At 49.8% G+C, this 19,852-nt stretch carries 16 protein-coding genes; 9 read left to right on the top strand and 7 right to left on the bottom strand.

Annotation, left to right across the window (positions count from 1 at the left end):
- The first annotated feature begins 69 nt into the window (after nt 1–69).
- From miaE to pnuC, 4 genes are all read left to right on the top strand, one after another.
- Entirely contained in the window at nt 70–834 is a 765-nt protein-coding gene (miaE, locus tag NCTC9997_RS08495) for a tRNA isopentenyl-2-thiomethyl-A-37 hydroxylase MiaE (protein ID WP_064977840.1), read from the top strand.
- A 485-nt stretch (nt 835–1,319) separates the two neighbouring features.
- Entirely contained in the window at nt 1,320–2,012 is a 693-nt protein-coding gene (locus NCTC9997_RS08490; RefSeq protein ID WP_081632875.1) for a Crp/Fnr family transcriptional regulator, read from the top strand.
- 126 nt (nt 2,013–2,138) lie between these two features.
- Nucleotides 2,139–2,888 (top strand): nucleoside phosphorylase, encoded by a 750-nt coding sequence (locus tag NCTC9997_RS08485; RefSeq protein ID WP_082935591.1) that lies wholly within the window; start codon nt 2,139–2,141, stop codon nt 2,886–2,888.
- Nucleotides 2,888–3,616 (top strand): nicotinamide riboside transporter PnuC, encoded by a 729-nt coding sequence (gene pnuC / locus NCTC9997_RS08480; protein WP_064977838.1) that lies wholly within the window; start codon nt 2,888–2,890, stop codon nt 3,614–3,616. The genes NCTC9997_RS08485 and pnuC overlap by 1 nt, the downstream gene beginning before the upstream one ends.
- A gap of 111 nt (nt 3,617–3,727) precedes the next feature.
- On the opposite strand, the gene NCTC9997_RS08475 is transcribed toward pnuC, so the two are convergent.
- The 3 genes from NCTC9997_RS08475 to sodB form a co-directional block, all read right to left on the bottom strand.
- Nucleotides 3,728–5,905 carry an RCC1 domain-containing protein gene (locus NCTC9997_RS08475; RefSeq protein WP_064977837.1) on the bottom strand — a complete coding sequence of 726 codons (2,178 nt, stop codon included), beginning with the start codon at nt 5,903–5,905 and terminating at the stop codon, nt 3,728–3,730.
- Nucleotides 5,906–6,445: 540 nt separating this feature from the next.
- Complete coding sequence (aphA, locus tag NCTC9997_RS08470; protein WP_010863830.1) at nt 6,446–7,162, bottom strand: acid phosphatase AphA; 717 nt, start codon at nt 7,160–7,162, stop codon at nt 6,446–6,448.
- Between the two features lie 288 nt (nt 7,163–7,450).
- Nucleotides 7,451–8,032, bottom strand: coding sequence for a superoxide dismutase [Fe] (gene sodB, locus NCTC9997_RS08465; protein WP_010863829.1), 582 nt, complete (start codon nt 8,030–8,032; stop codon nt 7,451–7,453).
- Nucleotides 8,033–8,431: 399 nt separating this feature from the next.
- Here sodB and NCTC9997_RS08460 point away from each other — a divergent pair, with 399 nt between their 5' ends.
- The 4 genes from NCTC9997_RS08460 (at nt 8,432) to kch (ending at nt 12,458) form a co-directional block, all read left to right on the top strand.
- Nucleotides 8,432–8,773, top strand: a complete 342-nt coding sequence (locus NCTC9997_RS08460) for a Grx4 family monothiol glutaredoxin (RefSeq protein ID WP_170919720.1) — start codon at nt 8,432–8,434, stop codon at nt 8,771–8,773.
- Nucleotides 8,774–9,138: 365 nt separating this feature from the next.
- Nucleotides 9,139–10,389: a uracil-xanthine permease family protein gene (locus tag NCTC9997_RS08455; RefSeq protein ID WP_039044817.1), complete on the top strand. Its 1,251-nt coding sequence runs from the start codon at nt 9,139–9,141 to the stop codon at nt 10,387–10,389.
- A gap of 165 nt (nt 10,390–10,554) precedes the next feature.
- Nucleotides 10,555–11,007 (top strand): nuclear transport factor 2 family protein, encoded by a 453-nt coding sequence (locus NCTC9997_RS08450; RefSeq protein ID WP_064977836.1) that lies wholly within the window; start codon nt 10,555–10,557, stop codon nt 11,005–11,007.
- Nucleotides 11,008–11,192: 185 nt separating this feature from the next.
- Nucleotides 11,193–12,458 (top strand): voltage-gated potassium channel protein, encoded by a 1,266-nt coding sequence (gene kch, locus NCTC9997_RS08445; RefSeq protein ID WP_071849712.1) that lies wholly within the window; start codon nt 11,193–11,195, stop codon nt 12,456–12,458.
- A gap of 165 nt (nt 12,459–12,623) precedes the next feature.
- Here kch and hcr read toward each other — a convergent pair whose 3' ends face one another.
- From hcr to NCTC9997_RS08430, 3 genes are all read right to left on the bottom strand, one after another.
- The gene (gene hcr / locus NCTC9997_RS08440; RefSeq protein ID WP_082935525.1) at nt 12,624–13,742 is read right to left on the bottom strand and encodes an NADH oxidoreductase; all 1,119 of its coding nucleotides are present in this window, start codon (nt 13,740–13,742) and stop codon (nt 12,624–12,626) included.
- Between the two features lie 114 nt (nt 13,743–13,856).
- Nucleotides 13,857–15,515: a hydroxylamine reductase gene (hcp, locus tag NCTC9997_RS08435; RefSeq protein WP_064977834.1), complete on the bottom strand. Its 1,659-nt coding sequence runs from the start codon at nt 15,513–15,515 to the stop codon at nt 13,857–13,859.
- A gap of 324 nt (nt 15,516–15,839) precedes the next feature.
- Nucleotides 15,840–16,739, bottom strand: coding sequence for a LysO family transporter (locus tag NCTC9997_RS08430; RefSeq protein WP_064977833.1), 900 nt, complete (start codon nt 16,737–16,739; stop codon nt 15,840–15,842).
- 229 nt (nt 16,740–16,968) lie between these two features.
- On the opposite strand from NCTC9997_RS08430, the gene NCTC9997_RS08425 reads away from it, so the two are divergent.
- A complete protein-coding gene (locus NCTC9997_RS08425; protein ID WP_064977832.1) occupies nt 16,969–18,624 on the top strand; it encodes an ATP-dependent nuclease in 1,656 nt (551 codons plus the stop codon).
- 170 nt (nt 18,625–18,794) lie between these two features.
- Here NCTC9997_RS08425 and pfkB read toward each other — a convergent pair whose 3' ends face one another.
- Nucleotides 18,795–19,727: a 1-phosphofructokinase gene (gene pfkB, locus NCTC9997_RS08420; protein WP_064977831.1), complete on the bottom strand. Its 933-nt coding sequence runs from the start codon at nt 19,725–19,727 to the stop codon at nt 18,795–18,797.
- Nucleotides 19,728–19,852 lie beyond the last annotated feature (125 nt).

The raw sequence follows: 19,852 nt of genomic DNA, 5'->3' as shown, positions 1-19,852 counted from the left end.
GCGCAAACATAATGTTATTATCAGGTTATGGTAAACCACCACTCTTGTATAACGCTATTTTAGAACGGTATGTCTGTTGAACAATTGCTTGAGCCTGTGTACCAGTTTTTACAGGCGGTGACGCCCGATAGCTGGATCACTGAGGCGAGAAAGCCCGAAAATTTGCCGGTGATTTTACGCGATCATCTGTTGTGCGAGCTAAAAGCGGCGCAAAGTGCGCTGTTTTTGATTCGTCGCTATGCCGTGGAGCCCGAAAGTGCCGCGATGCTCAATGCGTGGCTGCAGCCTTATGAGGATCTGGCGTATCGCCGATTAGGCTCTGTGGAGACGCTGCGTGGGAAAAGTGCGGCATCGAAACAGGTGATTGTGCGTGCAGATTGCCGTTATGGTGCGGAGCTGGTGGATAAGATGGTGCTGCTGATCAAAGAAGAGCTGCATCACTTTTATCAGGTGCTGGAGATCATGGCGCAAAAGCAGATCCCCTATGAGCCGCTGCCCGCGAGTCGGTATGCGAAGAGTATGATGCGTCATGTGCAGCACTTTGAGCCGAATGCGTTGGTCGATAAGCTGATTATCGGCGCGTTTATCGAGGCGCGTTCGTGTGAGCGCTTTGCCAAGCTGGCTCCTTACTTGGATGAGGAGTTAGGGCGATTTTATCTGTCGCTGCTGCGCTCGGAGGCGCGTCACTATCAAGATTATCTGTCATTAGCTCAGGCCGTGGCGGGGCAGGATATCAGTGCGCGTATCGCTTACTTTGCAGCAGTGGAAGCGGAGCTGATTACCTCACCGGATCCGGAGTTTAAATTCCACAGTGGTGTGCCTGTTTGGCACTAAATAGCGAATCAGCGCGGCGGTAGTGTGAGGTTGATGCTGAGTGAGTTATACGGTATCAACACCACGAATTGTTCTTTTTTGCCATAGGTATGTGATGAGCACGAGGTAGGCTGCTTGGCCGCTAAAGATGGGCAGTGTGCTTTGGTTTGCGCTGTAACAGCGTATTGTGCTTTTCCCTCTTTTCCCTCTTTTCCCTCTTTTCCCTCTTTTCCCTCTTTTCCCTCTTGTAGCTCTGTTATGGGCTTTTGCTTTTATCCCTAGTTTATTTAGGGTTTTTGCTTTTCACGCTGAGCGTATAGCGTTGCTGCAAGAGATGTCACGCGTGATGGCCATCACGAAATTTTGCCAGTTGTTGCGGTGTGGGACATTTGTCCGCCTTGGGTGTGTAATATCAGACCTTCGCGACATTTTGCGCTGCGCAGGCTGTTAGCTGGGTGGACTACGGTCCTGTCTTTACCTGCAGAGGAAACTTTATAGTGTTCAGCATGAAAAAGAGCTTATATCCGGACGATTGGCTGGCGATTGTCGAGCTGATCAGCAATGAGCCGGCGCTGTATGAACTGGTAAAACACTGTCCGTTGGATGTGATGCGGCGTTGGCGGTTACTGCAGGTAACTCGTGGAACACTGATTTGTCGTCAGCATGAACCTTGTCGCCATTTTCACCTGATTTTACAAGGCCGGGTGGATGTGTTCTTGGAAACGGACGATGGGCGACGTTATCAGCAGGCCAATTACGGCAAAGGCGACATGCTGGGCGAGTTGGAGATTTTTGAGCAGCGCCCTTACATTTGCTCGGTTGAAGCGACAGAAGATACGCGCTTATTGCGCTTATCACGTGATGATTTTAGCCAGTGGCTAGCACTCGATAATCACTTTAATCAGAGCATGTTACGTACGTTTAGCCAGCAATATTATCGCTTATCGCAAAAAGCGGGGGCCGATAACTTGTATACGCTGCATCAGCGGGTGGCGCTGGCGTTGTGGGAGCAATTTGAAACTCACGGTAGCCCTTGCGCGATGCTGGATAAGCAGCAGTTGAGTCATGAGTTTGCTGCGGCGCCGCGCAGTATTAACCGGATCCTGCATGAGCTGAAAGAGCAGCAAATTATTGCGGTGGATGGTGAACAAATTCGATTGCTGGATGCGCCACGTTTACGTGCGCAAGCCGGTATGTAAGCCGAATTGTCTTCTGTGAAGCATCGGCGTTGACCCATGTTGCCTTGAGCATCTGCGCGAATGGCATAGTCATGACCATAGTAATGGCGCGGTAGTGAGCCTAGGCAACAAAGTGAGGTACCCATGATGGAGTTGCAACCACACATTCGTTTAAGCCGAGCGATGACTGGCGCGCGTTACGCGTTGCTGCCGGGCGATCCGCAGCGTGTTGAGCATGTCGCTCGCTTTTTGGATGACGTACAGCCACTGGCCTATAACCGCGAGTTTCGCTCTTTGCGTGGCTGGTATCAGGGCATTGAGGTGTTGGTATTGTCGACCGGCATTGGTGGCCCGTCAGCGGCAATAGCTATCGAAGAGTTGCAGCGCATTGGCGTTACTACCTTGATTCGTATTGGCAGTTGCGGGGCATTACAAGTGCCGATGCAGCTTGGCGATCTGGTGATTGCGACAGGCGCGGTACGGGATGAGGGCACGTCACAGATTTATGTACCATCAGGCTATCCGGCATGCGCTGACACCGGCTTAGTGCATTGCTTACAAACGCAAGCGCAGCGTTTGCAGTTCCCGACCCACAGCGGCTATGTGCGTAGTCATGATAGCTTTTATACCGACCACGAAGCTGAATTAACCGCTAAGTGGGCTGCCTTTGGTATTTTGGCTGCGGACATGGAAACGGCGCCGTTGATGGTCATTGGCGCACTGCGTGGCATGCGCACCGCTTCGGTATTGAATGTGGTGGTGACGAGCAGCGGAGAGTTAGAACAAGGGATTAATGCCTATCAAGAGGCAGACTCTTGCGGACATCTGGGGGAGGCGCGCGAGATTGAATTGGCCTTGGCCGCTATCTATCAAGATTATAATAAGGAGAATGTGTGATGGATTTTTTCAGTATTAACAATGTGATGGTGAATATTCCGTTGGGTGAAGGCGGTTATGCACTGTCGTGGATTGAAGCTATCGGCACCATTTTTGGTTTGCTGTGTATCTGGTTTGCCAGCAAAGAGAAGATCATTAACTATCTGTTTGGTCTAATCAATGTGACGTTGTTTGCCGCCATTTTCTTTCAAATCCAGCTGTATGCAAGTTTGCTGTTACAGGTGTTTTTCTTTGTCGCCAACGTGTATGGCTGGTATGCGTGGAGCCGACAAACTGCCGACAACGAAGCGGCGCTGAAAATTCGCTGGTTGTCGCGCAGTAAAGCCCTGACGCTGACCGGTGTGTGCGTGGTAGCCATTATTTTGATGAGCCAGTTTATCGATCCGGTGTTTGCCTTTTTGACCACTGTCGCCATTGACTTGATGCAGGGAATGGGGCTGGCCGTGACAATGCCTGAGCTGCAACCGGATGCCTTCCCAGTGTGGGATTCGGCAATGTTAGTGCTGTCGATTGCGGCGATGATTTTGATGACCCGTAAGTATGTAGAAAACTGGCTGCTGTGGATTGTCATTGATCTGATCAGCGTGGTGATTTATGCCGTGCAGGGCGTGTATGCGATGTCGCTGGAGTATATTTTGCTGACCGCGATTGCGGTGATGGGCTCGGTGACGTGGATCCGCAGTGCGGAGCGTCATGGTTCGCGCCCGTTGGCATCGGAATCGCTGTAACCGTGCATTTAGATACCCACTCATGCCCATTGCATGCGTGATTGAGTGAAAAAAACACCGGCGAATGCCGGTGTTTTTGTTGGTGCAAGCGGCTCGCAGCGCGAGTTCTCGTTACAGCTCTTCTTTCGGTACGGAGATAAACTCATCATCCATGTAGCCTGTGGTGCGCCATGTATGGAGGGTACCGTTATCATCCAGTACAGCAAAGCCGGTGGTATTGGCGAGGGCTTGACGCACTTTGCCAATATTTTTAAGCGCCGGTTTATCTTGTGGCGTGAGCGCACTGAGGGTTTGATCTTGGTTGAGCGACAGCAGTGAACCGTTGGAGATGATTTGGGTCTGACTGTTTTGCATGTTTTCGGCGAAGAATTTCGCGTAATTGTCGTAATCTGCATCTGTCATTGTCATCAGGACGGACACTTGTCCGCTACCTTGAGTCAGGTACAGGTAAGATTGTAAGAACAACTCGGTACTTTGGAGCTGCGGGATCACAGTGCCGTTATAACTGCGCAGCGCTAACGGCGCATCGCCACAAAAATAAATGCTTTCATTACGGTCATACAACATCACGTGTTGTTGATTAGGCATCGGTATAATTTTTTGGATCTGGCTGAAGTTATTACAATTTTCAAAGAAGCGCTCTGAAGCACTCTCTGACTCATCAATATTCACCACCTCGCCATCGGCCGTCAGTGCCAGCAAATCGGTCCAGCCGATATCGGGTTCGGTGTACACGCCCACCGATTGTACTTGCTGCACCTGATCCAGTTGCTTGTATGCGCGTGGCTTAGGATCGCTAGCGGTCGGCTGCTGCCAGTACATCAACGTGCCGTCAGTTAATAACGCGGCATTGGTGCGGTGGCCGGCATAAAACTCGCTGATATTGGCAGCCCATTGCGGTAATACGTATCGCGATTGTGTTTCTGCGCGGTTCGAAATCACCAAAACGGTATCATCAAAGGTTTCGGCCAGGATTTGGTCGCCATAGGCGCGAATGCGCTTATATGTCCGATTGCTCAGCTTGGGCGCTAAGTCAGATTCGCATGTGCTGTAGCCCCATACGTGCGTGGCACCTTGCTTATCTAGCGCGATAAAGCAGCCATATGAGTCGGTGATGCTTTGAATATCGGTCAGGCTGTTGGCCTGTCCGACGTCGCTGTCCTTTTCTTGTGGTGGGGCCCAGCTGACAACGCTCCCGTCATTTTTGAGTACGGCGATCATGCTAAAAGCACTGGCAAAGCCGTACATCCGGCGGGTGGTAAGGACTTCTTTTACCTCGGTTAAGCGTGGCTCTAATTCCGCAGGTGCTTGTGTTTCACCCCAAGTGACTAAGCGATCATCTTCGGTCAGAGCAAAAAAACCGAGCTGTTCGAGCATGCCATGCAAGCCACCATTAAAGGGCAGCACGCTTTTAATATTGTGTAGTGCCTGAACTTGTGGGCTGCTATTAGCGCCTTGAAAGCTAAAGCCCCAAGTGATCAGGCTACCGTCATTTTTGATGGCGGCAAAAGCGCCATCATTGGCGTAGAGCGCTTTCACGTTAGGAACTTTTTCGGCCAGATAATTTCTATCATCCGCATTAATGGCTTTTTCTATCTGGAATAGCTCATTGCTAACCGATGATGCAGCGTCTGACGTCGGTGATTCTAATGCGATGTGACTGCTCGCAACGCTATTACCATCGATTTGGCTAAATACGACCGCCGCGCCAATCCACACCACGACTAATCCAATAATGATGGTGCGTTTATGTGGCTGGGGCGCGGCATCGGCAATTTTATCGTTGTGATTTGCACTTGCGGCAATCATTTCACCGTGAACGGTGCAGCCTTGGGCAATAAGCAGCTCAGTGAGCGTGGGGTAAATATCCGGATCAGTGTGGATAAGTACTTGGCTGTCATCATGCAAGGTCAAATTCAGTTTACGGTGGTCTTCTGATAATTGCAGTGAGCGGATGTCCGCACGCGCAATGGCAATAGGCCCCGTATTGAGGATTAACGCACTGTAGATTAACTTACCGGCACACAAGCCTAAAAATCCAGCTACCGGACCTAGCCCTAATCCGAAAGTTAAAAATACAATCATGATCACCGCACCAGCACCGAACAGGAATTTGGCTAATGCGTTGTATTGGATTGTGGAATATTCCAATCGATCGTCAAAGAGCTGGTAATAGAATTCTGTCGTATCCGGGCTAATTCCCGTGCGGGGCGTGTATTTGCATGACCACTCAATCAAATTTTTATCGGTAGGCGTATCCGGTGTCATGCTGGTGGTAGAGCTGTCCATAATAATCTGTTCCGTTTTGGATGCCGGATGCTGCCGAAGAGCCATAATGCCACGATGTGTAGCGAGAGATTGTCATTCCAGTGACATTTTCCCGCGATGCCTTAGGCATTATTTCGTCACAGCAAAAGAAATCGTGTGCACTGTCGTGTGCTTAACACGCATTTCCCGATCCTGAGCGTGAATAACCTGAAGTTTTAAAATTTTGTGCGACATAATCGTAAGTGCAGCGATGTGGGTCAAACCTCTAATGCACTTTTTTTCATAACTGTGCGGTAGGTTAAGTTACGCTTAGTCAGTAATCTGGCATTTTTAGGTAAGGAAAGTCAGATATCTGGCGTTATTTGAAAATGCGGGGATGAGCCATCAAAAGATAAGCGCAGAAAAGAGAAGCACAGAATAGTAACGATAAAAAAGAGAGCACGAGAGAGAAGTACAACACAGTAAGAGCAATAAAACGCTTTACACTGATGGGTGTAGATGATCCGCGATGGGCAGCGGATCACCTACGTGCTTGAATGAGGATGCGGTAAATTATCTGAATTAATATTGCGAGTTAATGATCACCTCTTCGCCCATGGCGCCGGCTTGCGGCAGCGGCTGGTAAGTGGAGTTAGACGCTCTCAGTAAACGGATCCCGCGCGCATTAGTCGCAATGGCAGCTTTGATATCGCCATCAGAGTCACCGTAATAGATTTTGATGTCTTTGGCTTTCATCCAGCTGATTTTGGTATTTTGGCCTGGTTTGTCACCGGCAAAAATAACTGGATTTAATGCGTTATCGGGGATCGCAAAATCTTTTTGCAGCGTTTTGGTCACGGTTTCGGTTTTAGTTTGATCGCGACCGGTGATGAAATAGATATGATCACCACGTTTTAAGTGCATCGCAATTAAGTCATGTCCCACTTTCTTCGGAATGCTGAATTCATCCCAACCGTTATTCATTTTTTCCCAGAATTGTGGGTTTTTCAGGTAAGCATAGCTATCAGGGGAGAACATTTGCTTACCGCGATAAAATCCAGGGCTGGAAAACAGCACGGTATCATCAATATCAAAACCTACCGCCATCGGCGCTTTGCCTTTGAGGCTGTGTTCGATTTGTTCTACGGAGACCCAATGAATGGGTTTTTCTTGCGCCAGCTCGGCCACGGTGACACCGCTGTAGAGCGGCGCGGTGGTGGCGGTTTCAGCGGCGTGTACGGCAGTATTTAGCGAGAAGCTCAGCGCCAATGCGCTGGCAAGTAATGTCAATTTACGCATTTTTATTGTTATATCCCTTTATCGGTAAGATGTTTTTAAAAAGCAGGGGCATGATAGGGATATGTATGACGATAAAGTGTGATGTTGCGCAGGTTGTTACAGAGTGAAATATTTTCAGGGAAAGCGTTGCTGATTGCGGAGTTGGATGGTGTAAACGAAGAAAAACAACCTGTATTTGGGCTAGGTGAGGCTGGATGTGGGATATAAAAATCCCCCGCCTGAGCAGGGGATAACGAGGTCTACGTGCTCTCGGTGCATATGACGGGCACCGATGATGAGCCGAAGATCTTACGCGGCCAGATTTTTAGCGACGAAGTTCCAGTTTACCAGCGCCCAGAAACCATTCAGGTAGTTAGGACGTACGTTGCGGTAATCGATGTAGTAAGCGTGCTCCCACACGTCCACAGTCAGCAGTGGAGTGTGACCTTCAGTCAGTGGGCAGCCAGCGTTAGAGGTGTTCACGATTGCCAGAGAGCCGTCAGCTTTCTTCACCAGCCAAGTCCAGCCAGAGCCGAAGTTCTTCACTGCTGCGTCGTTGAACTGAGTTTTGAACGCGTCAAAAGAGCCGAATGCTTGATTGATTGCATCAGCCAGTGCGCCGGTAGGCTCGCCACCCGCTTGTGGTGCCAGGCAGTTCCAGTAGAAAGTGTGGTTCCAGACTTGAGCGGCGTTGTTAAAGATCGGGCCGGAAGAGGTTTTAACGATATCTTCCAGAGACTTGCCTTCGAACTCAGTGCCAGGAACCAGATTGTTCAGGTTAACCACGTAGGTGTTGTGGTGCTTACCGTAGTGATACTCCAGCGTTTCAGCTGACAGGTGTGGTTCCAGTGCATTTTTTGCATATGGCAGTGCAGGTAATTCAAAAGACATTGCCGTTATCTCCGTTATTGTTGGGTCTTTGCCCGGTTTAATTGCTTCCTCTAATCATCCTATTGGCGATGATTGGACACAGCTTGCTGTTGTTGAACTGTTATGGTTTGGGATTTTAGCAAGTTTTTTCTATATTAAAAGGCTGCAGACTAAATTTCTGTGTATCATCTGCTGTTATCCGGACGATACGCCGGTTTTATGCACAAGGTACTGCCAGAGTGTGCTGCAGCTGGATGCATAGTGAGTTCAGTGGAATAAATATGCATCTGGTTGATATATCAGTGTGTTATTGCGGTGTACAGCAGATGTTTGTTCCAAAACCACACAAAATATGTGATTTTTTATTTTGCCGCAGAGTCGGTAGAATCAAGCCAACAGAACACCAATGCGGAAGTGAGCATCATGGAAACTATTGAAAAGATTAAGCAACAACTGGCTGAAAACCCAATCATTTTGTACATGAAAGGCTCGCCAAAATTACCGAGCTGTGGTTTTTCTGCCCAAGCCGTGCAAGCGCTGATGGCTTGTGGTGAGCGTTTTGCTTACGTTGATATCCTGCAAAACCCAGATATTCGTGCTGAATTGCCAAAATTTGCTAACTGGCCAACCTTCCCACAGCTGTGGGTTGAAGGCGAATTGGTTGGCGGTTGCGACATCATGCTGGAGATGGCGCAAAAGGGCGAACTGCAAGCGTTGATTAAAGAAACCGCAGCGAAGTACAAAGACGACAGCGCAGAATAAAAACGCCTGTATGTCGTGATGAGCACGATTTTTATGGAAACGGTGCCTTACAAGGTGCCGTTTTTTTCTATTTTGCTGCAAACGTTTGCTATTTGCCGCTGAATCGAGTAGTATCTGATTCTCGATGCTTGTGTGTTGCTGATATTGAGTGTCGGTGGATGTTTTCTCTGTAACATCCTGAAACACGGTAAGGTGTAATGAGCGATCTATCGCGAGTTTTGTGCCTTACTGGGTATCGAGATATTCCTTTCGCACCCTTTATTCCTATCACACCGTTTTACAAGCAGGATCCGGATTTATCCACTCGGTAACCCCCGAGGGTTAAGTCACGTTATTGCCTTATATTGTTGTTGCTAAGGATCCGCATGTTCTCCCAGATAAAGCAAAGTATTGCCGGGTTGCAAATTCTGTTTGTCGCCTTCGGTGCTATGGTGCTCGTTCCTCTGTTGACGGGATTGAACCCTTCAATGGCCCTGTTGGGCGCCGGCGTGGGAACACTGTTATTTCAGTTATCAACGCGTAATCAAGTGCCGATCTTTCTGGGATCGAGTTTTGCCTTTATTGCCCCGATTATCTATGCCACCCAAACCTGGGGTGTGCCATCCACTATGTTTGGCCTGTGCATGGCCGGCCTGATGTACTTCCTGTTTGCTGGCATTATCCGCTCCAAAGGGGTGGGCTTTGTGCACCGCTTGTTGCCGCCAGTAGTGATTGGGCCTGTGATCATGGTTATCGGTCTATCAGTGGCGCAAGTGGCCTGTAACATGGCGATGGGCCGTGTGAACGGTGAGCAGATCATCCCGTTGGATACTGCACTGGCGCTGGCTGGCGTATCGCTGGCGACCACGCTGGTTACTGCAGTCTTTTGTAAAGGCTGGCTGCGCTTACTGCCGATTTTATCCGGTGTCGTGGTGGGGTATTCCGTAGCATCATTCTCTGGCATGGTGGATTTCACCGGTCTGCAATCCGCGGCATGGTTGGCGGTGCCAACCTTTATTACGCCGGAAGTGAACTGGGCGGCGGCGCTCTTCATGTTACCGGTGGCGATTGCGCCTTGTATCGAGCATATCGGTGGCGTCATGGCGATTGGTGGCGTAACCGGTAAGGATTACACCAAGACTCCGGGCTTGCACCGCACGCTGTTTGGTGATGGTTTGGGCGTATGCTTTGCTGGTCTGATTGGTGGCCCACCAGTGACCACCTATGCGGAAGTGACTGGTGCAGTGATGATCACCCGTAACTTCAATGTGCGTACCATGACGTGGGCGGCGATTTTTGCCATCATCTTGGCATTCTTCGGTAAGTTCAATGCGCTGCTGACCTCAATCCCGATGCCTGTGATGGGCGGGATCATGCTGCTGCTGTTCGGCTCTATCGCGGCAATTGGTTTGAAAACGCTGGTTGATGCGAAAGTGGATTTAGGCGCTTCCCGCAATATCGCCATCGTAGCAATTACCTTGACGATCGGTATTGGCTCGCTGGAGCTGAAAATCGGCAGCTTTGCGCTGGCAGGTGTAGGTCTGGCATCGCTGGTGGCGGTGTTACTGAACCTGATTTTACCGCATCAAGTGAATACCGAAGGCTCGGATAACTCCTCTATTGAGGAAGTGAAGTAAGCTGATGGTATAAATCAAAACGAGTCAGATAAAAAGCCGCCCATGAGGCGGTTTTTTATTGCGTGGTTTTTATTGTGTATGGTGAGCGATTTGTCTGGCGGTTAACGGCACTTGGCGGGAGATGGCATATACTTTTAACGGTGATGTTATCAACAGGAGGGGAGAATGTTAGCGCAACATCAAGCCATGATTGATAAATTCAGCGCCGCGTATGCCGAACTGACTGCCGAGAAAATCGCGCATTTCCCTGATTTGTATGCCGATGATGTGGTGTTTATGGACCCAGTACAGCAAATCTACAGCGTACAAGAGCTGCAGGTCTATTTTTTTCGCATCATTGAGCAAACCTATTATCACCGCGTAAAAGTTATTCGTGCCTTTAGCAGTGATAATGATGTGTTTATCCTCTGGGAGCTCAGTTACGCCCATGCCAATTTGGAGCAAGGGGATGATATTTCCGTGGAAGGAGCTTCACACTTGCGATTGGAAGGCGAACGGATCATTTTTCAGCGTAACTACTATGACATGGGAGCCATGTTATATGAGCATATCCCGCTGATCAGCCGTGTAGTGCATTATATGAAGGGGAAAATTGCGGGTTTTAACCGTAATGACTGACGGATTTAGACCTCAATGTTAGCTATGATTTTGTGATTAATCGTTACATAATCCAGTGAAAAGCTTTTGATTGCTGCGGATAACCTCATCTAGTATAACGCGCATGCTTCGGGCATCGGGCGAGTCAGATCGGTGCTGAATCGGCGAGAAATTGATAAACAGTATTTGTGGTTGCAGAGGTATCAGTGAGTCACTGGGCTGTATTTAAACGAACAACGGTAAATTTGTGGATGGCCGTTCGGCATGACATTGCGGCATTGGCCGTGTTGCTGAATGGGTTGCTGATTTTTAAAACCATCTATGGCATGTCGGTCAATCTGCTGGATATTTTCCATATCCATGCCTTCTCTGGTTTGAATTTGTCATTATTGGCAAATGCCCCGCTGTTTATGTTGGGGGTATTCCTCGTCCTGAACTCGTTAGGTTTGCTATTTCGGGCCAAACTTGCGTGGGCTATTAGTATTATTCTGCTATTGATCACGCTGATCTACACTATTCATTTTTATCCTTATTTAAAATTCAGTATCGGATTTTGTATTTTTTCTATTCTGGTGCTGGTTTTACTGCGTAAAGATTTTTCCCATAGCAGTGCTACTGCCGGTAGTATTTTTGCCTTCATCAGTTTTGCGACTTTGTTGTTTTACTCAACCTATGGCTCGCTGTATTTAGGGGAAGGATTTAACCCTAAAATTCATAGTCTGATGACGGCATTTTATTTCTCGATAGAGACCATGACCACCGTGGGCTACGGGGATATCGTGCCGGTATCTGAGGCGGCGCGATTATTTACCATCTCGGTCATCATTTCTGGCATTACCGTATTTGCGACATCCATGACTTCTATTTTCGGCCCACTGATCAGTGGAGGGCTGAACCGACTAGTGAAAGGGAACAAGCATACTATGAATCGTAAAGATCACTTTATTGTCTGCGGACATTCCATTTTGGCGATCAATACTATTTTGCAGCTCAAGCAACGTGGTCAAAATGTTACCGTTATCACTAATTTGTCGGAGGATGAAGCCAATCAACTGGAGCAGCGTTTAGGTGGCAAGTTCGATATTATCTCTGGTGACAGTAATGACAGCGCTGTGCTGAAAAAAGCCGGTATCGATAGCTGCCGAGCGATTTTGGCCTTGAGCGATAATGATGCCGATAACGCGTTTGTGGTCTTGTCAGCCAAAGATTTGAGCAAAGACGTGAAAACGGTATTGGCGGTCAGTGACAGCAAAAACCTGAATAAGATTAAAAAAGTTCAGCCAGATATCATTTTGTCGCCGCAATTATTTGGTAGCGAGATTCTAGCTCGGATCTTAAACGGTGAAGAAATCGACAATAATATGTTGGTTTCGATGCTACTCAACTCAGGACACGGTATCTTTACTGATAAAGACAGCGACAAAAACAGTGACGATAGTGCTACCAGCAGTGAGCCATCCGACAAAAAGTAATACGGATACTTTTACTGTTTGCGTAAGAAAACGGCCAACAACAATGTTGGCCGTTTTTTTGTACGGGATCTCGAAGGTGGTTTGCTCACGGTGAGTGCCGCGCAGAAAATCTGCGGATAACTTGGCTTATTTATTGGCTTAGCTCGATGCCTGTAAGATATTCACTTAGGCCAAAGTGATGTTCTGTTTAATTCGGCAGCTGCACGCCAATACATAACCTTGCTCGATCTCTGCTTGCGTCAGTCCACTTTGGCTGGTGGTGTCGACTTCGCCTGCGATAATTTGCACTTTGCATGAGCCGCAAACTCCGGCGCGACAAGCGGCAAATACTGGTAGATTATGCTGCTCCATGGCGGCAAGGAGTGACGTACCCACTGGCACATCGATGTCACGCAAGGCATGGCGAATATGCATACGCACCGTATTAGGGGCGGCGGCTTGTTCATTAAAAGAACAGGCGTTTTCGTTATCTGTATGAGTGATCGCTTCAGTTGCAGTGAAAAAGGCTTCTTGGTGGATCTGCTCCGCCGGTACACCTAATGTCTTAGCCAGTTGTACCGCGCTTTGCATGTAGCCCTCAGGGCCGCAAGTCATCACAATTCGCTCACGGATATCCGGCACCAGCATTTCCAAGGTAGCTTGATTTAGCCGTGAGCGCAGCTCATCAGGCCAATACGGCTGACGGGCAAGCAGATGAACCGTGAGTTCCTGTGGAAAGCGGGCGGCCAGTTGCTGCCAATGGTCGGCGAAAATCAGATCTTCAACATCACTGGCGTGATACAGCAACGTGATGTGCGTCTGTGGGCGAAACGCTAACAGCCAGCGCGCCATTGACATCAGCGGCGTGATCCCGCAACCGGCTCCCAACATCAGATAGTGTGCATTATTAGGGTGCGATGCACAGGTAAACTCACCTTGGGCATCACTGAGCCACAGCGTATCTCCGACGTTCACCTTTTCGGTAAGCCATCCCGAGCCTTGTCCGTTCGCAATACGGCGCACAGTAATACTTAAATTGGTGGAAACATCAGGCGAAGAAGATAAGGTGTATGCGCGAACGGTATGGCTTTCATGGCCAATACGCACCAGTGCATATTGACCGGGCTGATAGGCATAAGGTGTTGCTGGTTGAAGGCTAAGAGTCCAGACATCTCGGGTTTCTTGATGGATATCTAGCACCTGCATTGGATGGTGGCACAGATCCTGTACTGCGGCGCTGAAATCGGCCGCGGATGTATTATGGGTGTTCGAGGCAGTAGGGGCGCGAGTTTCAGTCAACTTCATGGGACTAATTCCGGCAAAATGAACAAAAGGGATGATAAAGGCCGCATTGCGGCCTTTGTGATGCGTTGGCGAAAAAGCCGAGAGATAAGCCGTTATTCCAGCCTGTGCGCACGGTTATCCGGCGGTTGGCAGCATCTCTGCTAAGTCAGCTTCCACGGTGGTGATTGGGCGCATGCCAAACTTTTCGTTCAAAATGGCGAGCAAATTGTCGGTTAAGAACGCTGGCGCGGTTGGGCCGGTATAGATATTTTTCACTCCGAGCGACAGCAGGGTCAGCAGAATCACAATGGCTTTTTGCTCGAACCATGACAGCACCAACGTCAATGGCAGATCGTTCACGCCACAGCCCAGCTTCTCAGCCAAACGCACGGCCAGCATGATGGCGGAGTAGGCATCGTTACACTGACCGACATCCAGCAAGCGTGGCAGCGCGCCGATGGTGCCGAAATCCAAGGTGTTGAAGCGATATTTACCGCATGCCAGCGTCATGATCAGGCAATCTTGCGGTACGGCGCGGGCAAAATCGGTGTAGTAATGGCGCTCACCACGGCTACCATCACAGCCTCCCACCAAGAAAACATGACGCAGTTGCTTGGCGGCGACCATATCGATCACGGTATCGGCTGCACCGAGCAGGGTTTCCCGACCAAAACCCACGGTGATCAGCTGTTCGATTTCGGTATGCAGGAAGCCTGGCATGGCTTGCGCTTGCGCGATCACGGCAGAGAAGTCTTCGCCTTCCAGATGCTGAACACCTGGCCAGCCGACAATGCTACGAGTCCAGATGCGGTCAGCATAGTTACCCACATTCGGATCGATAATGCAGTTGGAGGTCATGATGATTGGGCCAGGAAAACGCGCAAATTCCGCTTGCTGGTTTTGCCAAGCGCTACCGTAGTTACCGACCAGATGAGTGTATTTTTTCAGCTCGGGATAACCGTGAGCTGGCAGCATTTCACCGTTGGTGTACACATTGATGCCGGTGCCTTCGGTTTGCTCCAGCAGGGCTTTGAGATCTTTGAGATCGTGACCGGAGATCAAAATCGCTTTGCCTTTTACCGGACGCACGTTCACCTGTGTCGGTACTGGGTTACCGTACAGTGCGGTTTCGCCGGTATCTAGCATCGCCATTACATCAAAGTTCATGCGGCCAATTGCCATGGCGTTATCCAGCAGGGTCGTGACATCGGTAGGATTGCTGCCTAACCACGCCATAAACGCGTGGAACTGCGCGTAAATAGCGCGATCTTGTTGTTCTAATACTCGGGCATGCTCCAGATAGGCGGCTGCGCCTTTGAGGCCGTACAGGCACAGCACGCGCAAGCCGTGGATATCATCGCCGCATTCGGCTTTGTCTTTGTTCAGGGCATAGTCAGCGGATTGTGCCAGCAGCGCTGGTATGCTCAGATCGCTTAAGGTAATTGCGGCAACGGGCAGCTCAACATGGGCGCTAGGCTCAATCTGCCGGCAACGTGTAGCTAATGCTTCACGCATGGCAATGGCTTGTTCGGTGTATTCGATAATACGCGCAGAATCGAAGTTAACGTTGGTCAGGGTAGAGAAAAATGCCTTTGGGACAAACGCATCGATAGCATCATCAATAATATTCAGCTCACGCGCTTTTAAGGCCCAAGCGGACAAGCCTTCCAGCACTGCAACCAGCAAGTCTTGTAGGTCAGAGGTTTCGGCGGTTTTACCGCACATACCCTGTGCGTAGGAGCAGCCATTGCCGGCTGGAGTTCGTATAGTTTGCTCACATTGTACACAGTACATTGCTATCCCCTTTATAAGGTGTATTTAGTATGCTTCTTATTGGGCGAGGATAGGGGTAATAAAATGACATTTCAAATGCAACTTAGCTGTCAGTTGATGTACATCAATTTAGCCGATAAAAATTGCATACGGTGAAACAGTGCCCAGTATTGGCGTAATCAGTGTAGTGAAGTGAAGAAATAAGGAAAAACAAGTAGATAAACGAAAGGGAAGGTAGGGCGAGTGAGGTAAACTTCAGGAAGCCGCTGTACTTTGCTGCATTTTGCAGAGATAACGGCATCCTGAAGTTTATGCTGATAAGTTCAGTCAGTATGGCGTGTATTATTAGAGCGCAAATAGCGCCATTAATACCGGAGCGCTCAGGCTGAGTAAAAAGCCACTGACAATCGCGGCGGGCACTAAATCAACGCTGCCTGCGCGCTGGATAACCGGAAGGGTGAAATCCATGGCAGTAGCGCCACCAATGCCGACGGCAGTGGAGGTATAACGGCGTATCAACGATGGGATCAGCATAATCGCGACTAACTCACGCAGCAGATCATTAAAGAATGCTGCGCTGCCTAACACCGGCCCCAGCGCATCAGTCAGCATAATGCCTGATAGTGAATACCAGCCAAAACCGGAAGCGATCGCTAAACCGGTATTCCAAGGTAGACCCAGTAACCAAGCGGCCAGTGCGCCACCGCCTAATGAACTGAAAAACACCACCACGGCAATCACCAATCCACGACGATTAAGCAGGATTTGGCGCAGCGGCATATTACTGTTGCGCAGCTGCATACCAATCAGCCAGAGCAGGAATATCAGCGCATATTCACTGGCTTTTCCGGCATTGGCCAGTAAAGGTTGCGTCAGCAAGCCGAGAATAAAACCGCCGGCGACCACCCCGAGCAGTTGCAAAGAATCAACCGCCATCCGCAGGCGCGAAGGCAGCTTTTGTTGGTGCAGTTTTACGCGCCATTCCCAGCGCTTATCCATGATGCACAGCGCCAGCATATTGATAACGCAGATGCAAACAAAAAAGACCACAGCGGTGCTAAAAATGTGCTGTAGGTTACTGGTCAAATTATCCAAGTAAGAGAGACTGGCGCCCATCAAAAACAGAATGATGTACACCATCCAACCACAGACTTTGCTGATCCAAGGGGCAAAACGCGGATGACGAACGGGGAGCAAATAACCGATTAACAGCGGAACAATTACAATCAGAAGGCCGGAGTACATCCTTTAACCCTTAACCATAAATCAGACAGACATATCTGTACCAAGCTATAGCAAACGGTTACTCGTGTAAAGAAATGTGTCAGCGATAGCAGGTTATAACGCACTTGGCGGGAACGTCGCCAAATTATTACCAATATCTGTGAGATGCCACAGGATGAAATACCAAAAGACTTGACCGAGCTAGGCTGTCTTATAATGCTAACTACATTGCAGGTAATGGGGATGAGCGATGTTTCTCGAACGGATTGAGATGGTAGGGTTTCGTGGGATCAACCGCCTGTCACTGCAGCTGGATGATAATACGGTGCTGATCGGGGAAAACGCATGGGGTAAATCCAGTTTGTTGGATGCCTTGCGCCTGATCCTTTCGCCTGCGCAAGAGTTGTATCGTTTTCAGGTCAGTGATTTTTATCACCCGCCGGGAGAAGAGACGGCCAAAGAGCGTCATCTGCACATTGTACTGACCTTTTGCGAGCACACCGTGGGGCATTGGTCTGCGGACAAATACCAGCTATTTAGCCCAGTGTGTATGCTCGGGGTCGATAACCTGCACCGGATCCACTTTCGCCTCGAAGGCGAGTGGTGCGAAGACGGTAGCGTCGCGACGTGGCGCAATTTCATCGATGCTGCAGGGCGTTCGATTCACGTGGCTAATATTGATGTGCTGATCCGGCAACTGATCCGCTTGCATCCGGTTCTGCGTTTACGCGATGCGCGGCAGGTGCGCCATCGGGCGCAGGAGTTGACCGAGAACGGGGTTCCGCTTGAAGGTTTTTCTGAGATAACCGACCGGTTAGCGCACAGCTTAAGTGAATGCCCAGAAAATATTACCAACCGTGAGATCCGTGAAGGCTTGGAGGCCGCGCGCCAACTGTTAGAGCACTATTTTGCCATTCATGACTCAGCCCCTTTGCCGCAAAAACGGCGCCGTATTCCTGATTTAACGCAGCATAACTCATGGCAATCATTGGAGATTTTGCGTGGATTGGCGAAACGGCCAGAAAATCGCAATATTCGTCTGCTGTTTTTGGGTATGTTTGCCAGCTTACTGCATTCGCGCGGCATCGACGCGCTTGCGCCAGAGGCAAGGCCACTGCTGATCATCGAAGATCCAGAAACCCGATTGCACCCGATCATGTTGTCGGTGGCATGGGGCGTGCTATCTGAATTGCCGTTGCAGCGTCTGACTACCACCAACTCGGGTGAGCTGCTTTCCTATGTGCCGGTGGAGCGTATTTGCCGCCTAGTGCGTAACTCCAACAAGGTTTCAGCGTATCGGGTATTCCCTGGCATGCTCAGTCGTGAGGACAGCCGCCGCATCGCTTTCCATATCTGCTTTAACCGCGCAGCTTCTTTATTTGCACGCAGTTGGCTGTTGGTGGAAGGGGAGACGGAGGTGTGGTTGCTGACTCAGCTGGCGAGCTTGTCTGGTTATCATTTCCATTCGGAAGGGATCAAAATCATCGAGTTTGCGCAGTGTGGCTTAAAGCCGCTGATCAAATTTGCCCGCGGGATGGGGATTGAATGGCACGTGCTGACCGATGGTGATGATGCGGGGAAAAAATATGCCGCAACGGTGCGAGGCGCGCTGCGTAACAATGACACTGAGCGAGAGCGGTTAACCTTCTTACCGGTGTCGGATATGGAGATGTATCTATATCGGGAAGGATTTGCTAGCGTTTTTCACCAAGTAGCGCAAATTCCACAGGGCATTCCGATGTCTCCAAGGCGAGTGATCGATAAAGCGATCCACAAAAGCTCGAAACCAGATTTGGCACTGGCGATTGTGGAAGCGGCGGAGCAGCGCGGAGCCGATTCTGTGCCACGTCTGTTGCGACAGATGTTCTCACGGGTGGTTTGGTTATCACGCGGACGAGCCGGTTAAGCGCGAGGCACTGCGTAAGGCAAAACTAGCGGCAAAACGTCGTGAAGTAAAAGATAAGGCGCGCAAAATAAAACAGGAGACCTCAGGTCTCCTGTTTTGTATCGTCGGTCACGGATTGTCTATGGATAATTCCGCACGGCTTAGGCGCTAAATCTTAAGATCGCATAGCCTTAGAGCGATTCGACTTGCGTGTTGTTCAGCACATAGTCCAGCGCTTCCATAGACGGAACATGCACGCCATGATCGGAAACCGTCCAGCTTGCCAGCGCAGTGGCAAAACGCAGCCCTTGGGCAATATCCCAGCCTTTAATGGCCGCCCAAGCCAGACCGGCTACCAAAGTATCACCGGCACCCACTTCAGAGACCACATTGACCTTCGGCGGCATGCTACGGAAGACGCCTTGTCCACTGACCGTGATCGCCCCCTGACAGCTGGCCGAAATCACCACCTGCGCTACACCGTTTTGGTGTAACTGATGAGCGAATGGCAGAGCTTGTTCTAAGGTGGTGATCTCTTTACCGCACCAGTGCGACAGCTCTTTCAGGTTCGGTTTGATCAAATGTGGACCGGCTTTTACCCCCTCCGTCAGCGCGGCTGAACTGGAGTCGAAGTAAACCGTCGCGCCTTTGGCACGCAGGGCGCGGATCAATTCGGCATAGAACCACGGCTCGACACCTTGTGGCAGGCTGCCACTGAGGATAAACAACGAGTCAGGGCCCGCCTGATGGCGCAGCTGATCGAACAAACGTTGCTGAATGGCCGTATCAACATGGAAGCCGGGAAAGTTAATCTCGGTTGTGCGGGTATTACTTTCAGCCAGCTTAATGTTGACTCGAGTTCGGCCGTCGACGCGCAAGAACTGATCTTTCAGTCCTTTTTGCTCAAACAGGCTCTCAAATCCCATCTGGTTGTTATTGCCGAGAAAGCCGGTGACTGTAACGTCGGCACCCAGATCGGCCAAAATACGAGCGACATTGATCCCTTTGCCCGCACAGTGACGGCTGAAATCATTAACCAGATTCAGCTCACCCGGGTGTAATTCATCAATGTTACCGGTGAGGTCGATAGCCGGATTTAACGTTACCGCAATGACGCGCTGCATCCGCGATGACTCCTAAAAAGTAAAAATCAGTGACAACGTCACAGCACTGTCACTGATGTTCCGCAATCAATGTAATACCGCCAGTTGTTCAGTTCTTTATTATAGTACAGGCTGAACCGAATCAG

Source organism: Plesiomonas shigelloides (genome assembly GCF_900087055.1).
GTDB lineage: Bacteria > Pseudomonadota > Gammaproteobacteria > Enterobacterales > CAMTGL01 > Plesiomonas > Plesiomonas shigelloides.
This window is presented reverse-complemented; position numbering and strand designations above follow the sequence as displayed.

What these genes read in the sequence shown, in the direction of transcription:
- miaE (WP_064977840.1), top strand. Translation starts at nt 70, where the DNA reads ATGTCTGTTGAACAATTGCTTGAGCCTGTGTACCAGTTTTTACAGGCG.
- NCTC9997_RS08490 (WP_081632875.1), top strand. Translation starts at nt 1,320, where the DNA reads ATGAAAAAGAGCTTATATCCGGACGATTGGCTGGCGATTGTCGAGCTG.
- NCTC9997_RS08485 (WP_082935591.1), top strand. Translation starts at nt 2,139, where the DNA reads ATGGAGTTGCAACCACACATTCGTTTAAGCCGAGCGATGACTGGCGCG.
- pnuC (WP_064977838.1), top strand. Translation starts at nt 2,888, where the DNA reads ATGGATTTTTTCAGTATTAACAATGTGATGGTGAATATTCCGTTGGGT.
- NCTC9997_RS08475 (WP_064977837.1), bottom strand. Translation starts at nt 5,905, where the DNA reads ATGGACAGCTCTACCACCAGCATGACACCGGATACGCCTACCGATAAA.
- aphA (WP_010863830.1), bottom strand. Translation starts at nt 7,162, where the DNA reads ATGCGTAAATTGACATTACTTGCCAGCGCATTGGCGCTGAGCTTCTCG.
- sodB (WP_010863829.1), bottom strand. Translation starts at nt 8,032, where the DNA reads ATGTCTTTTGAATTACCTGCACTGCCATATGCAAAAAATGCACTGGAA.
- NCTC9997_RS08455 (WP_039044817.1), top strand. Translation starts at nt 9,139, where the DNA reads ATGTTCTCCCAGATAAAGCAAAGTATTGCCGGGTTGCAAATTCTGTTT.
- NCTC9997_RS08450 (WP_064977836.1), top strand. Translation starts at nt 10,555, where the DNA reads ATGTTAGCGCAACATCAAGCCATGATTGATAAATTCAGCGCCGCGTAT.
- hcr (WP_082935525.1), bottom strand. Translation starts at nt 13,742, where the DNA reads ATGAAGTTGACTGAAACTCGCGCCCCTACTGCCTCGAACACCCATAAT.
- hcp (WP_064977834.1), bottom strand. Translation starts at nt 15,515, where the DNA reads ATGTACTGTGTACAATGTGAGCAAACTATACGAACTCCAGCCGGCAAT.
- NCTC9997_RS08430 (WP_064977833.1), bottom strand. Translation starts at nt 16,739, where the DNA reads ATGTACTCCGGCCTTCTGATTGTAATTGTTCCGCTGTTAATCGGTTAT.
- NCTC9997_RS08425 (WP_064977832.1), top strand. Translation starts at nt 16,969, where the DNA reads ATGTTTCTCGAACGGATTGAGATGGTAGGGTTTCGTGGGATCAACCGC.
- pfkB (WP_064977831.1), bottom strand. Translation starts at nt 19,727, where the DNA reads ATGCAGCGCGTCATTGCGGTAACGTTAAATCCGGCTATCGACCTCACC.